This window comes from Streptococcus sp. CSL10205-OR2 (assembly GCF_025660655.1).
In the GTDB taxonomy this organism is placed as follows: domain Bacteria; phylum Bacillota; class Bacilli; order Lactobacillales; family Streptococcaceae; genus Streptococcus.
The window spans coordinates 1-14,706 of sequence record NZ_JAOTIN010000013.1 but is presented as its reverse complement, the minus strand read 5'-3'; the positions used below and the strand labels follow the sequence as shown (position 1 = coordinate 14,706).

12 protein-coding genes and 1 riboswitch are annotated in these 14,706 nt (G+C 35.5%); of the genes, 10 read left to right on the top strand and 2 right to left on the bottom strand.

Annotation, left to right across the window (positions count from 1 at the left end; all coding sequences use genetic code 11):
- Window positions 1-4 precede the first annotated feature (4 nt).
- Entirely contained in the window at window positions 5-1,444 is a 1,440-nt protein-coding gene (locus N7659_RS06705) for a TrkH family potassium uptake protein (RefSeq protein WP_263276391.1), read from the bottom strand.
- Window positions 1,445-1,447: 3 nt separating this feature from the next.
- Window positions 1,448-2,794 carry a Trk system potassium transporter TrkA gene (trkA, locus tag N7659_RS06700; RefSeq protein WP_263276390.1) on the bottom strand — a complete coding sequence of 449 codons (1,347 nt, stop codon included), beginning with the start codon at window positions 2,792-2,794 and terminating at the stop codon, window positions 1,448-1,450.
- Window positions 2,795-3,112: 318 nt separating this feature from the next.
- Between trkA and trmL the strand changes: the two genes are divergently transcribed.
- The 10 genes from trmL (at window position 3,113) to asnS (ending at window position 14,528) form a co-directional block, all read left to right on the top strand.
- Window positions 3,113-3,655, top strand: a complete 543-nt coding sequence (gene trmL / locus N7659_RS06695; protein WP_263276389.1) for a tRNA (uridine(34)/cytosine(34)/5-carboxymethylaminomethyluridine(34)-2'-O)-methyltransferase TrmL — start codon at window positions 3,113-3,115, stop codon at window positions 3,653-3,655.
- Window positions 3,656-3,911: 256 nt separating this feature from the next.
- A riboswitch (FMN riboswitch) is annotated at window positions 3,912-4,036 on the top strand.
- Between the two features lie 64 nt (window positions 4,037-4,100).
- A complete protein-coding gene (locus tag N7659_RS06690; protein WP_263276388.1) occupies window positions 4,101-4,664 on the top strand; it encodes an ECF transporter S component in 564 nt (187 codons plus the stop codon).
- A complete protein-coding gene (locus N7659_RS06685; RefSeq protein ID WP_263276387.1) occupies window positions 4,661-5,314 on the top strand; it encodes a phosphatase PAP2 family protein in 654 nt (217 codons plus the stop codon). The genes N7659_RS06690 and N7659_RS06685 overlap by 4 nt, the downstream gene beginning before the upstream one ends.
- 128 nt (window positions 5,315-5,442) lie before the next feature.
- On the top strand, window positions 5,443-5,994 hold the full coding sequence (locus N7659_RS06680) for a tRNA (mnm(5)s(2)U34)-methyltransferase (protein ID WP_263276386.1): 552 nt from the start codon (window positions 5,443-5,445) through the stop codon (window positions 5,992-5,994).
- A gap of 123 nt (window positions 5,995-6,117) precedes the next feature.
- Window positions 6,118-7,452: a hemolysin family protein gene (locus N7659_RS06675; protein WP_263276385.1), complete on the top strand. Its 1,335-nt coding sequence runs from the start codon at window positions 6,118-6,120 to the stop codon at window positions 7,450-7,452.
- A gap of 70 nt (window positions 7,453-7,522) precedes the next feature.
- Window positions 7,523-8,311, top strand: coding sequence for a pyruvate formate-lyase-activating protein (pflA, locus tag N7659_RS06670; RefSeq protein WP_199567656.1), 789 nt, complete (start codon window positions 7,523-7,525; stop codon window positions 8,309-8,311).
- A 129-nt stretch (window positions 8,312-8,440) separates the two neighbouring features.
- Window positions 8,441-9,376 carry a manganese-dependent inorganic pyrophosphatase gene (locus tag N7659_RS06665; RefSeq protein WP_263276384.1) on the top strand — a complete coding sequence of 312 codons (936 nt, stop codon included), beginning with the start codon at window positions 8,441-8,443 and terminating at the stop codon, window positions 9,374-9,376.
- Window positions 9,377-9,478: 102 nt separating this feature from the next.
- Window positions 9,479-11,944, top strand: a complete 2,466-nt coding sequence (locus N7659_RS06660) for a bifunctional DnaQ family exonuclease/ATP-dependent helicase (protein ID WP_317629569.1) — start codon at window positions 9,479-9,481, stop codon at window positions 11,942-11,944.
- A 39-nt stretch (window positions 11,945-11,983) separates the two neighbouring features.
- Window positions 11,984-13,168, top strand: coding sequence for a pyridoxal phosphate-dependent aminotransferase (locus N7659_RS06655; protein WP_263276382.1), 1,185 nt, complete (start codon window positions 11,984-11,986; stop codon window positions 13,166-13,168).
- A 19-nt stretch (window positions 13,169-13,187) separates the two neighbouring features.
- The gene (gene asnS, locus N7659_RS06650; RefSeq protein WP_263276381.1) at window positions 13,188-14,528 is read left to right on the top strand and encodes an asparagine--tRNA ligase; all 1,341 of its coding nucleotides are present in this window, start codon (window positions 13,188-13,190) and stop codon (window positions 14,526-14,528) included.
- Window positions 14,529-14,706 lie beyond the last annotated feature (178 nt).

Below are 14,706 nucleotides of genomic sequence, written 5' to 3'. Positions count from 1 at the left end.
ATTTTTATTGTTTTGACCATGTTTTTGATGAAAAGAGTAATAACATGGGGTATAATTCTAAACGTCCAGCAATCATGGCTAAAGATAATAGTATTTTTGAGAAAGGACTAAAAATAGAGAAATTCTCAGAAGTTCCAAGCATTGGCCCGATATTGTTCAAGATACTTGCAACTGCACTAACAACAATCATGAGTTGATTATTATCAATACTAATCAAAAAAACGAGACTGATAAAAATCATGACGTAAATAACAAAGTATCTTAAAATACTATGTTGCGTTTTCTTATCCAAAACGTCACCATTGATATGTAAGGAAACGATACGATTAGGATAGAGATTTAAAAGCATTTGATTATATGCAATTTTTAAGAGAATAAGCACTCGCATCACTTTAAATCCACCAGCAGTAGAACCTGCTGAACCTCCGATAAACATGAGGAGTAAGAGAATAATCTGGGAAAATAACGGCCAAAAGGTGACATCGTTTAATCCAAAACCAGTTGATGTTAGGGTTGTTGATACTTGAAAGAAAATTCTCTCAAAGGCTTCTTGTGTTGAGGCATATAAACCACCAACATTTAAGAAAAGAAGACCAACAGCAATCGCAATGATTAGGAGATAGGTTTTTAATTCATCATCCTTAAAAAAACTTTTTAACTTGCCAATAAGTAGCAAATAATAAAGATTGAAATTAATACCAAATAGTAACATCCCAACAGCGACAATGTTTGTAATGAGAGAACTATTATAATGGGCGATACTATCATTATAGACGGCAAAACCACCTGTTCCAGCTGTTCCCATGGCGGTTATTATGCTATCAAATAAAGGCAGACCAGCCCACCATAGTACTAGTGTTAAAATAGTAAACATGACCAAATAGATAATATAGAGAATTTGCGCCGTGTTTTTTAATTTGGAAACAACCTTACCAAAAACAGGGCCAGGAACTTCCGCTCTCATCACTTCTAGGTGGCTATTCTTACTATTTTCCATTATGGCAAGGGCGAAAACCAGCACCCCCATTCCACCAATAAGATGGGTAAAACTTCGCCAAAATAGTAGAGAAGGTGATAGCACAGCAGTATCATTTAAAACAGTTGCCCCTGTTGTTGTAAAACCTGAACTGGTTTCAAAAAAAGCATCAATGTAATTAGGGATTTGACCAGAAAGAACAAAAGGAAGTGCTCCAAAGATGGCCCAAAGCATCCAACATAATGCCACAATGAGAAACCCTTCTTTAGTATAAATTCTAAAATTTTTCGGCTTAGAAAGACACCCCACACCACCAATGATTAATAACAGTGCCATGGTGATTAAAAAACTAGAGATGACAGTCATTGATTCCTTATAGATAAAGGCAACTCCTAAGGGAACCAGTAATAAGGCAGCTTCAATGACAAGGAGTCTTGCTAATAAAAAACGTACCATACTTTTATTCATGACTTACCTCAACAAATCATAGATATTATTCGCATTGTTAAGCAGAGTGATGACCACAATTTTATCGCCAACTTGGAAAATATCCTCACCCGTTGGGTAAATATTTTTACCTTGACGGATAATAGCAGCAATCAAAACATTCTTTTTCAATTTAATGGAAGAAAGGGTTTGACCAGCCATGCGGTTATTTTCCCTAATTTCAAATTGTAGGGTCTCGATACGCCCATTAGCAACATGGTGCATAGCATCTAAGTTAGAGTGCTGTGCATTAACACGACCGCGAATAAAGTGCATAATAGCGTCAACGGCAATAGCTTTAGGTGTTACAATACTTGAAAATTCTTCACCTTTTATAATTTCTAAAAGACTTGTTCGATTGACTTTGGTGATATTTTTTTGGACACCAAGAGAGTCTAAAAACATTGAGGCAACAATATTTTCCTCATCAACACCCGTTAATGTTGCAACCGCATCATAATGATCAGCACGTTCTTCTAAGAGAAGATTTTTAGTGGTGCCGTCTCCTTCAACAATATGAATATTTGGGAAATCTTCACTAAATAATGCTGCTCTTTTGGGATTGATTTCAATTAATTTAATCTTAATTTTAGTTTGTTTTAAAAGGGTGAGCAGGTAATAAGCAATCTTTCCCGCACCAATAATCATAAGGCTTTTAACGATTCTTTTTTTGAGAAAATCGTGAAAAGCAATCATCTCTTGACGATTACCAGTGACATATATCTTATCTTGTTTTAATATAGTGACCTCACCATCGGGAATGATAATTTCATCGTCACGCTCAATCGCACAGATCACAATGTTTTGGAATTTCTTACGAAATTGCGACAATGTCATGTCAGAGAGAACGCTATTGTTTTTAATTTTAAAAGCCATTAGCATAATTCTGCCACTAACAAAATGTTCCACAGAAAGTGCATTAGGAAATTCAACCGCATTGGCTATATAGCGAGCTGTAAGAAGCTCTGGATTCACCATAAGTGAGAAACCCAAGAAATTTTTTTCCTTAAAATAAGTATTTGAGTATTCTGGATTTCTGACCCTAACAATTGTTTTTTTAGCGCCCATTTTTTTAGCCAAACTAGCAGCAATCATATTAACTTCATCTTTATCGGTAATAGATATAAAGATATCACAATTAGCCACATCTGCTTGCTCTAAAATTTTAAAATTAGCGCCATTTCCAATAATACCAATAATGTCATTACGTTTAACAACTTGGGATAAGACGGACTCTTTTTGTTCAATTAAAATAACGTTGTGGTTTTCATCAACTAGGGAACGACAAAGTGCCGCGCCAACTTTACCGCCACCAACGACAATTATTCTCATGATAACCTCCAATATATAGTAACTATCATACCTTTTTTTTACAAAAATATCATCTTTTTTAGAAGAAATTTAAAGCAATTGTTTGATAAGAGAAAGAAATTAGTCACAAAAATAAAAGAAAACGTTTTAAATAAGGTTTTTTGAGTTAGACTTATTGACAATTACGCTTAAAATGCTATACTAATAGTACCATTCACTGATTTAAATCAGATCTGTTGTGATTTAAGTTTGTGAATCACCATCAACCACGATATCTGCCGAGCCTAGACTCCGGGTTTCGTGGTTTTTTTGTTATCAATTAAAAAGAGAGAGATAGCGATGATAGAACCTTTAAAATCAAAAAAAACACCCATTTTAGCTAAAAATCACATCGTGTTATTTGAACCCCAAATTCCTGCTAATACTGGAAATATTGCAAGAACTTGTGCTGCCACTAACGCACCCCTTCACATCATTCAACCGATGGGTTTTCCAATTGACGATAAGAAAATGAAACGCGCTGGCCTTGATTATTGGGATAAATTAACTGTTTTTTTCTACGATAGTTTAGAAGATTTTATGACAAAATGTGATGGAAAACTTCATTTAATCACTAAATTTGCTGAAAAAACATATTCTGAAGTGTCATATGACGACGGTGACACTCATTATTTTCTTTTTGGAAGAGAAGATAAGGGACTTCCAGAATCTTTTATGCGCAGTCATGCCCAAAAAGCCTTGCGTATTCCGATGAATGATGAGCATGTAAGAAGTCTCAATTTGTCTAATACGGTTTGTTTAATCGTTTATGAAGCCTTGCGTCAACAGCATTTTTCTGGCTTAGAATTAAGTCATCAGTATCAAAAAGATAAATTAAAATAATGTATGGTTAGTGATAGGCATTGTTAGTATAAAAAAGAGAGGATAGATCTTCTATCTTTGAATACAACTTTATTATCCTAAAACTGATATTAAAGTTTTTTCCTTCATTTTAATAAATAATCAAGAAATCAGGTTGAAAAATCTGGTTTTTATCATTAACAAGTTTTTTTCTTAAAAATCTAAAGATTATGATGAATTAAGTTTTTAGTCATCTAAACAAGCATCTTGCTAAAAAAAATCTTTTTTGGTATGATAGGAATGTCTTCAGGGCAGGGTGTAACTCCCGACCGGCGGTAACTAGGATACTAGAAGTCCGTGAGCGAAAGCTGATGTGGTGAAATTCCACAACCGACAGTAAAGTCTGGATGGAAGAAGACGAAGGGTTTTTTGCTTGCTTGACTCTTTGTGACTTCTTTCAATTTGAAAAAATTGGAGGAATTTTTTTATGGTAAAAACAAAACAATTGGCCTATATGTCTATCTTAGGAGCTCTTTCTTTTATATTGATGCTTCTTAATTTTCCTATTATTCCAGGAGCAGAATTTTTAAAAATAGATTTTAGTATTATTCCTGTTTTAATTGGACTTGTCATTTTTGATTTAAAATCAGCTTACATTATTTTATTGTTAAGAACGGCTTTAAAATTTTTCTTAAACAATACTGGTGTTAATGATTTAATTGGATTACCCATGAATGTGATTGCTACAGGTGTATTTGTCCTAGTTTTTGCTCTTTATTGGAATCACAAAAAAACACGTCAAACCTATCTTTTTTCTAGTGTTTTAGCAACGCTACTATTAACTGTTGCAATGATTATTTTAAATATTTTTTATGCCATTCCCTTGTATGCTACCTTCGCCAATTTTGATATCGGGCAATTTATTGGGATTAGCAAATATATTGTAGCAATGGTTATTCCGTTTAATATTGTTCAAGGAATTTTATTTTCTATGGCTTTTGGTATCGTTTACCTATCAATGAAATCGCTTTTGGAGACTTATAAAGTATGAAACAAAAACAACAACACCTACTAACAGCTTCTTTTAGCTTGCTCTTTTTTGTGATGTTGGGTTATCTTGTGAAATTTTTCCCTCAAACTCTTGCATCCTTTGATGCGACTATTCAAAATACGGTAAGAGGGAGCTTACCAGAATTGGTCACTCTTATTTTAAGCCGTATTACTGTTATTGGTAATGTTTTGTCACAAGTTATTATTGTAACAGTCTTATTTTTATTTTTTTATTTTTGGAAAAAATGGAAAGCAGAAGGCTTGTTCATGCTTTTAAGTGGTAGCTTGGCAGGAATTTTAATCATTGTTTTAAAAAATTTATACGTTCGTGAGCGTCCTGATATCCCTCACTTAATCGTTGAACATGGTTTTTCTTTTCCAAGTGGTCATGCGACTGGGTCTCTTTTAATTTTTGGCACTCTTTTTATCATCTTTCAACAACGGCTAACAGCTGGTTTTATGAAAAAGCTGGTACTTTCATTACTGGTTGCTTTAATTGTGATTATCTCTTTATCACGAATATACTTAGGCGTTCACTATCCAAGCGATGTCCTGGCTGGCTTGTTGTTAGCTTTTGGTTGTCTAAATCTTATTTTCCCATACTACGATGAGTGGCGCTTTAAGTGGCGCTTTAAAAGCTTACAAAAATAAGTATCTATTTGAGAATTCTATTCTTTTCCTTGTAAGAGAATAGTTTTTTTATGTTAAAATGAGGATAATCAATCATTGACAAAACGATTGATTGACCATAACTAATGACAAAATATCAAGAGGTTTACATGAAAAGTCCTATTCAACTATCGCATGACTTCCTAGCAGAAATTCTTACCAATCAAAGTATTGCCCTTGATGCAACCATGGGAAATGGCTATGATACATTATTTCTTGCAAAATATGCTAAAAAAGTCTATGCCTTTGACATTCAAGAAATAGCACTTAAAACGACAAAAGAAAAGCTAACAGCGTCTGGTGCCCAAAATGTGCACTTAATTTTAGATAGTCATGAAAATATTGATAATTATCTTAGTGAGATAAATCTAGCCATTTTTAATTTAGGCTATCTTCCAAAAGCTGATAAAACCATCATCACCAAACCAGACTCAACCATTTTAGCCTTGAAGAAAACATTGCATTTACTAAAGGTGGGAGGACGTGTGTCCATTATGGTTTATTATGGTCATGATGGTGGGCAATTGGAGAAGGATGCTTTGGAACATTTTTTGAAAAACTTGTCTCAAGAACAGTATACGGTTATGCGTTATCAGCCAGTGAATCAAGTCAATCATCCTCCTTTTTTAATTATGATCGAAAAAAGAAGGATGTCATCGTAACTATTTTTAGAAGAATAGATTTGATGATTCTTTTCATAATAATAAAAAAGGTGATTTTACTACATTATTCAAGAAATATGTTATAATAGATGGGCTATATTAAAAAATAGGAGATATCATAAAATGGAAGACCCGAGCAGTCAATCAATAATGTTACAGTTATTATTACTAATTGTTTTGACTCTTTTTAATGCTTTTTTCTCAGCCAGTGAAATGGCTTTGGTTTCTTTAAATCGTTCGCGAGTAGAACAAAAAGCAGCTGAAGGCGACCACAAATATATGCGTTTACTGAAAGTTCTAGAAAATCCTAATCATTTTCTGTCGACCATTCAAGTCGGTATTACCCTCTTAACTCTTTTATCAGGGGCTAAATTGGCGGATTCTTTAGGAAAGGTAATTGCTAATTGGTTTGGTGATTCACCGTCTGCCGAAACAATTGGTGGTATTATTTCACTTGCTTTTCTAACCTATATTTCTATCGTTTTAGGGGAGCTTTATCCTAAGCGTATTGCAATGAATTTGAAAGAAAATCTAGCTGTTGCAGCAGTGCCATTTATTATTTTCTTAGGAAAAGTGGTTAGTCCTTTTGTCTGGTTATTATCAGCAACCACTAATTTATTGAGTCGTATCACTCCGATGACTTTTGATGATGCTGACCAACAAATGACGCGCGATGAAATTGAATATATGTTAACGAAAAGTGAAGCTACTTTAGATGCTGATGAGATTGAGATGCTTCAAGGTGTTTTTTCACTTGATGAAATGATGGCGCGTGAATTGATGGTACCTAGAACAGATGCCTTCATGGTCGATATTAATGATGACTCACAAGAAATCATCAAAGCTATTTTAAAAGAATCATTTTCTAGAATACCAGTTTATGATGATGATCGTGATAAGGTTATCGGTTTAATTCATACAAAAAAATTATTGAACGCTGGTTTTAATGAAGGTTTTGAAAATATTAATATTCGTCGTATTTTGCAGGAACCTTTATTTGTTCCAGAGACTATTTTTGTCGATGATTTATTAAGTGCTCTAAGAAATACGCAAAATCAGATGGCAATCTTGCTTGATGAGTATGGTGGAGTGGCAGGTATTGTGACTTTAGAAGATTTATTAGAAGAAATCGTTGGTGAAATTGATGATGAATCTGATAAGGCGTCTGAATTTGTTCGTGAAATAGCTGAAAATACTTACATTGTTGTTGGAACAATGACCATTAATGAATTTAATGACTACTTTGATACAACTCTTGAAAGTGATGATGTTGATACCATTGCTGGATTTTACTTAACAGGTGTTGGAACCATTCCTAGTCCTGATGAAAAACGTTTCTTTGATGTTGACTCAAAAGATAAGCATCTTGTGTTAGTTAATGATAAGGTGAGAGATGGTCGTGTAACGAAATTGAAAATTATGATAACAGAAGTTCCAGACGTTGCTGAAAAAGACTAGTTAAAAACTAGTCTTTTTAGGGTTAAAAGTGGTATAATGGTAAAAGAAATAAGTTTAGAAGGGATTTGACATGTCAACTATTGATTATAATAAAGTAACAGGCATGGTGCACTCAACAGAAAGTTTTGGTTCTGTAGATGGCCCGGGGATTCGATTTATCGTTTTCATGCAGGGTTGTAAAATGCGCTGTCAATACTGTCATAACCCGGATACTTGGGAGATGGAAACTAATCAATCTAAAGAACGTACAGTGGAAGACGTCTTACAAGAAGCCCTTCGTTACCGTGGTTTCTGGGGCAAAAAAGGAGGCATCACTGTTAGTGGTGGTGAAGCCCTTCTACAAATTGAGTTTGTAACGGCACTATTTACAGAAGCTAAAAAATTAGGTATTCATTGTACCCTAGATACATGTGCTCTTCCATTTCGTGATAAACCAGAATACCATAAAATATTTGATAAACTACTTGCTGTGACAGACTTAGTCTTACTAGATATTAAAGAAATCAATGATAAAACTCACCGTTTTGTGACTAGCCAAAGCAATAAAAATATTCTTGCTTGTGCCCGCTATTTGTCTGATAAAAATATTCCCGTTTGGATACGTCATGTCTTGGTACCAGGTCTAACCGATATTGATGAAGATTTGATCGAACTTGGTAAATTTGTAAAAACTTTAAAAAATGTTGACAAGTTTGAGATTCTTCCCTATCATACCATGGGTGAATTTAAGTGGCGTGAACTAGGGATTCCTTATCCATTAGCTGGTGTTAAGCCACCGACAAAAGACCGTGTTAAAAATGCACAAGAGTTGATGGAAACAGAAAGCTATCAAGACTACATGAAACGTGTTCATGGTTAGAAAGAAAAAAGAAGTTGAAAATAACTTCTTTTGTTTTTGAATAATGAGAGTGTCTCATTTTGCGATATCCTTATTTTTCTGATAAAATAAGGTGAATTTAGAAAAAGATATTAGAAGAGGTAAAAAAACATGTCTAAGATTTTAGTTTTTGGTCATCAAAATCCTGATACTGACGCCGTTGGTTCGGCTTATGGTTTTGCTTATCTGGCGAAAGAGGCATTTGGTTATGACACAAAGGCAGTTGCTCTTGGTGAACCAAATGAAGAAACAGCTTTTGCATTAGATTATTTTGGTGTTAAACCTCTTGAAGTTGTTCATTCTGCTAAAGAAGCAGGTTCAACTCAAGTCATGTTAACAGACCACAATGAATTTCAACAATCTATCTCTGATATTCGAGATGTTGAAGTGGTTTATGTCGTTGATCACCACCGTGTGGCTAATTTTGAAACAGCTAATCCACTCTTTATGCGTCTTGAGCCAGTTGGTTCAGCAAGTACGATTACCTATCGTATGTTTAAAGAAAATAACATTGCTGTTCCTAAAGATATTGCAGGAATGCTACTTTCTGGTTTGATTTCAGATACCTTGCTATTAAAATCACCAACAACACACCAAATCGATCATGGTGTTGCTAAAGAGCTAGCTGAGATTGCAGAAGTTAACTTAGAAGACTATGGCCTTCAAATGCTAAAAGCTGGTACTAATCTTGCAAGTAAAACAGCTGATGAATTGATTGATATCGATGCTAAAACGTTTGAACTTAATGGCAATAAGGTCCGTGTCGCTCAAGTCAACACAGTAGAAATTGCTGATGTCCTAGAACGTCAACAAGAAATCGAAACAGCCATTAAAGAAGCAATTGCTGCCAACGGTTATTCTGACTTTGTCTTGATGATTACTGATATTATCAATTCTAATTCAGAAATTTTATCACTTGGTAATAATAGAGACAAAATTGAGACAGCCTTTAACTTCAAATTGGTTGACAATCATGCCTTTCTTGAGGGTGCTGTTTCTCGTAAAAAACAAGTGGTACCACAATTGACTGAAAGTTTTAATCGTTAAAAAACCAACTCTAACAAAATCGTTTGTTAGAGTTTTTTTATTTTGAAAAGACTTTGTAGCGTCTATAGAAAAGTACTAAGTCTATGATATAATAGGGATATTATGAAAGAAGAGATGAAAAAGCCAAGATATGCCATTGTTGATTTGGAAGCAACCTCAGCAGGAACAACAGCTTCCATTATTCAAGTTGGCATAGTCATCATTCAAGATGATCACATTATTAAAACCTATGAAACAGATATTAATCCTCATGAAAGATTGGATGACCATATTATAGCTTTAACTGGTTTGACAGATGAGCGATTAAGTAAGGCACCTGAGTTTTCACAAGTGGCAAAAGAAATCTTTGAGTTATTGGAAGACTGCATTTTTGTGGCGCACAATGTTAAGTTTGATGCTAATCTTTTAGCGGAACAATTATTTTTTGAAGGCTATGAACTAATGACACCACGTGTAGATACGGTTGAATTAACGCAAGTTTTCTACCCTACCCTAGAAAAATATAGTTTGCCGATTCTGGCTAAAAGTTTGTCTCTTAATTTGGCAAATGCTCATACAGCCATTTCAGATGCCATAGCAACCGCTGAATTATTCTTAAAACTAAGAAATAAAATGCGTCAACTGCCTAAACGAACACTTGAAAAAATAGTGACATTTGGTGACAGTCTCTTGTTTGAATCTCAGTTGGTTATTCAAGAAATCATTGCTGAAAAATCATTATATGATGATAAGGATTATATTAGAGTGGCGGATATTCTCCTAAAAAAAGATCAGCCAATGGCTAAACCAAAACACTTATCTCTCGATTTTGACACTAATTGTCATTATTTGGGATTAGAAGAACGGCCAATCCAATCACAGTTTGCGCAATTAATTGAAAAACGATTTGAGGAGCCAACAACTAGTTTTATTGAAGCACAAGCAGGGATTGGTAAAACTTACGGCTACCTTTTGTCGCTTCTACCAAGACTAGATGGCAAGCAACTCCTTATCAGTGTGCCAACTAAAGTGTTACAAGATCAGATTGTTGCTAGTGAAGCTCAACAAATTAAAGAAACTTTTAACATTGATTGTCAAAGCATCAAAAGCCCGCAAAATTATCTTAAACTAGATGCTTTTTACCAAACCTTGCAGCGACAGGACCATAATCGTCTGATTAACCGCTATAAAATGCAATTACTTGTCTGGTTACTTGAAACTAAGACAGGTGATTTGGATGAAGTTAAGCAAAAACAACGTTTCGAAGCTTATTTTGACGAAATAAAACATGATGGTTTTATTGATGCGTCATCTCCCTTTTTTGAGGTTGATTTTTGGCATAGGATTGAAAGTAATTATCGAAAAAAACCAATTATTATCACTAATCATGCTTATTTGCTTGCTCGCTCAGAACATGATAAGTCCTTTTTGGAAAACAAGATTCTTGTGATTGATGAAGCGCAAAAGTTCTTTTTGGCTTTAGAAAGAACTTCACAAAAAAAGGTGAATGTCACAAAAATCTTACAAATCATTCACAAAAAATTGCAACAAGACCCTCCACTTATTTTACAAAGATTACTAGAGAGTCTTCAATTTGAATTAAGTCATTTGGTTGGGGATTTCTATAAGAAAAAAAGAAATCTTTTAGAAGAAGAACACCTCATACAACTAAAACAAGATATCAGTGAGTATCCAGATAATGATCTGGATGAATTGAAAGAATTACTGCTTGGTTCTTTAACTGTTTTTTGGTTAGAGAGTGAGCAGCTAGAGACGTACCGTGAAACCTATCTTAGAGGCGGTCAGACTGACTTTAGACGTTTTCAAGAATATTTATCACCAAAAACGAAAACCTATGCTATATCAGCCACACTGTCGATTAGTAAAAAAGTCAATCTCGCTGATTTACTAGGTTTTGATGAGGTTACTTTTGATTATTTGCCTGTTGATGTCAGTCTTAATCAGAAGATTTGGCTGGATAAAGAAGCAGAGCCCTATGAGAAAACAGATCTAGCATCCTATGAGGCTTTATTGGTTAAAAAAATAGTTTCATTGACTAGAAAAAATATTCCCATGCTGGTTTTATTTACGTCAAAACAAGTCATGTTGTCAGTCTCAGATCGATTGGATGAGCATCATATCAAACATCTGACCCAGTATAAAAATGGTCTAGCTAGTAATGTTAAACGACGTTTTGACAACGCAGAAAGTAAGCTATTATTAGGAACAGGCAGTTTATGGGAAGGGGTTGACTTTACCCAACAAGATAAAATGATAGCCGTCATCACTCGCTTACCGTTTGATAATCCTGAGGATTTTTTCACCAAAAAGATGGCAAGCTACCTTAGAGACAGTAAGAAAAATCCTTTTTATGATTATACTCTGCCAGTAGCTATTTTAAAATTAAAGCAAGCTATCGGTCGAACTAATCGCAGACAAACACAAGAATCAGCGATTATTATTTTAGATAATAGAGTGGTAACCAAACGCTACGGCAAACAAATTACCAAGGCCTTAGCCAAACAATCTCCTGTTAGGGAAGAAAATTTTGAGGAAATCCTATCAGAACTATCTGATTTTTTGCTATAATAGGTAGTGTTAATTAATGGAAAAAATGTGGGAGGAGATATGACAAGATTATCAGATCGTGTCTTAAACATGTCTGAGAGTGTAACTTTAGAAGCAGGAGCCCGTGCTAAAGCCTTACAGGTAAGTGGCAAAGACATTATCAATCTGACTTTGGGAGAACCTGATTTTAAAACACCTCCATCGATTCAAGACAAAGCGATTGAAGCGATTAGAAATGGTTCGGCAAGTTTTTACACACCAGCTTCAGGTTTACCGACTCTAAAAGAAGCCATTCAAGATTATATGAAGCATTATTATGGCTACTCTGTTGCAACTAATCAGATTGTTGTAGGGACAGGTGCCAAGTTTATACTATATAGTTTTTTCATGGCAGTGCTTAATCCCTTTGACGAGGTTGTGATACCAGCTCCTTACTGGGTTAGCTATGCCGATCAGGTCAAGATGGCACAAGGCTCTCCTGTCATTATTCCTACCAAACAAAGCAATCACTTTAAAGTGACGGTAGCTGAGCTTGAAGCGGCCAAAACTGAGAAGACAAAAGTTCTTTTATTGAACTCACCTTCTAATCCAACAGGAATGATTTATGATAAAGAGGAACTCTTAGCTATAGGTCAGTGGGCAGTTGACAATGACATTCTCATCTTAGCAGATGACATTTATGGTAGACTGGTTTATAATGGCGCAACGTTCACACCTATCTCAACTCTGAGTGATGAGATTAAGCAACAAACGATTGTTATCAATGGCGTTTCAAAAACGTATGCGATGACGGGTTGGCGCATTGGCTTTGCGGTTGGTCAGCCAGAAATTATTGCTGCAATGGGTAAAATTTTAGGACAGACAACCTCAAACCCGACAACCGTTGCCCAGTATGCTGCCATTGAAGCGCTTAGTGGCCCTCAAGATGTGATTGAAGATATGAGACAAGCCTTTGAAGAACGTCTCAATACCATTTACCCCTTGTTAGCGACTGTTCCTGGCTTTGAAGTGGTTAAACCGCAAGGCGCTTTTTATCTGTTTCCAAATGTCTCTAAGGCAATGGTGATGAAAGGGTATCAAAATGTCACAGACTTTACAATGGCCATTTTAGAAGAAGTGGGTGTTGCTCTAGTAACAGGAGAGGGCTTTGGTGCGCCAGAAAACGTCCGTTTAAGCTATGCCACAGACTTAGAAACCCTCAAAGAAGGCGTTCGTCGCTTAACAGCATTTATGAAAAATAACTAAAAGATAGAAAAGAGAGATTATGTCAAAAGAATACGTATCAATTATTGATGTTAAGAACTATGTTGGTCAAGAAGTCACCATCGGTGCCTGGGTTGCTAATAAATCAGGAAAAGGGAAATTAGCCTTTCTACAACTTCGTGATGGGACTGCTTTTTTCCAAGCGGTTGCCTTTAAACCAAACTTTATTGAAAAATTTGGTGAGGAAGCAGGCTTAGAAAAATTTAATACGATTAAAAAATTGAGCCAAGAAACATCTGTCCTTGTTAAAGGAATTGTTAAAGAAGATGAGCGTTCAAAATTTGGTTATGAACTAGATGTTGTTGACCTTGAAGTCGTTGGTGAAAGTGATGAATACCCAATCACACCAAAAGAACATGGAACAGACTTCTTGATGGACCATCGCCATCTTTGGTTGAGATCGCGTAAGCAACATGCCATCATGTTGATTCGTAATGAGCTGATTCGTGCGACGTATGAATTCTTTAACAAAGAAGGTTTCATCAAGATTGATTCACCAATTTTAACAGGTTCGGCGCCTGAAGGAACCACAGAACTATTTGAAACAGATTATTTTGGCCAACCAGCCTTTCTAAGTCAAACTGGTCAACTCTACGCTGAAGCAGGAGCAATGGCTCTTGGTAAGGTCTTTACTTTTGGTCCGACTTTCCGTGCTGAGAAATCAAAAACACGACGTCATTTGACAGAATTTTGGATGATTGAACCAGAAATGGCCTTTGTGCAACACGAAGAATCTCTTGATATTCAAGAAGCCTATATCAAGTTCCTAATCAAAGCGGTGTTGGATAATCAAGGCTACGCTCTTGAAGTCTTAGAACGCGACAGAAGTCTTTTAGAGAAATACCTCAAGGAGCCTTTCAAGCGCGTGACCTATGATGATGCGATTGCTTTATTGCAAGAAAAAGCAGCCGAAAATGATTACGAACCAATCGAGTGGGGTGATGATTTTGGCTCACCACATGAAACCTTTGTGTCAAACTACTACGGTGTGCCAACCTTTATCATGAACTATCCAAAAGCGATTAAAGCCTTCTATATGAAACCACACCCAACGAGAGATGACGTGGTGATTTGTGCCGACTTGATTGCACCAGAAGGCTACGGTGAGATTATCGGTGGTAGTGAACGTGCGACTGACTATGATTATTTAAAAACTAAAATTGCTGAATTCGGTTTATCAGAAGAAGAATACGGTTGGTATCTAGATCTTCGTAAGTACGGTAGCGTGCCACATTCTGGCTTTGGTTTAGGACTAGAACGTATGGTAACCTTTGTCACAGGCAATGAACATATCCGTGAAGCCATTCCATTCCCTCGTATGCTACACCGCTTGAAACCATAAAAGATAAGAAGCAAAAAGAGCAACTCTTAGGGGTTGCTTTTTTAATTTAAAGGCTCTTTGTCAACTGTAGTGGGTGACTATTCATCAAGATCGGGAGAGAATCACATTGATTCTCTCCCTTTTAATGTTCAAAGCGATGAGAATTTTTGTTTTAAAGTTGTTAAAGTTTCTAAACCCA

Bases quoted from the DNA above. Each gene is read 5' to 3' on its own strand.
- N7659_RS06680 (WP_263276386.1), top strand. From the start codon at position 5,443: ATGAAAAGTCCTATTCAACTATCGCATGACTTCCTAGCAGAAATTCTT.
- N7659_RS06665 (WP_263276384.1), top strand. From the start codon at position 8,441: ATGTCTAAGATTTTAGTTTTTGGTCATCAAAATCCTGATACTGACGCC.
- N7659_RS06685 (WP_263276387.1), top strand. From the start codon at position 4,661: ATGAAACAAAAACAACAACACCTACTAACAGCTTCTTTTAGCTTGCTC.
- trkA (WP_263276390.1), bottom strand. From the start codon at position 2,794: ATGAGAATAATTGTCGTTGGTGGCGGTAAAGTTGGCGCGGCACTTTGT.
- asnS (WP_263276381.1), top strand. From the start codon at position 13,188: ATGTCAAAAGAATACGTATCAATTATTGATGTTAAGAACTATGTTGGT.
- N7659_RS06660 (WP_317629569.1), top strand. From the start codon at position 9,479: ATGAAAGAAGAGATGAAAAAGCCAAGATATGCCATTGTTGATTTGGAA.
- trmL (WP_263276389.1), top strand. From the start codon at position 3,113: ATGATAGAACCTTTAAAATCAAAAAAAACACCCATTTTAGCTAAAAAT.
- pflA (WP_199567656.1), top strand. From the start codon at position 7,523: ATGTCAACTATTGATTATAATAAAGTAACAGGCATGGTGCACTCAACA.
- N7659_RS06675 (WP_263276385.1), top strand. From the start codon at position 6,118: ATGGAAGACCCGAGCAGTCAATCAATAATGTTACAGTTATTATTACTA.
- N7659_RS06655 (WP_263276382.1), top strand. From the start codon at position 11,984: ATGACAAGATTATCAGATCGTGTCTTAAACATGTCTGAGAGTGTAACT.
- N7659_RS06705 (WP_263276391.1), bottom strand. From the start codon at position 1,444: ATGAATAAAAGTATGGTACGTTTTTTATTAGCAAGACTCCTTGTCATT.
- N7659_RS06690 (WP_263276388.1), top strand. From the start codon at position 4,101: ATGGTAAAAACAAAACAATTGGCCTATATGTCTATCTTAGGAGCTCTT.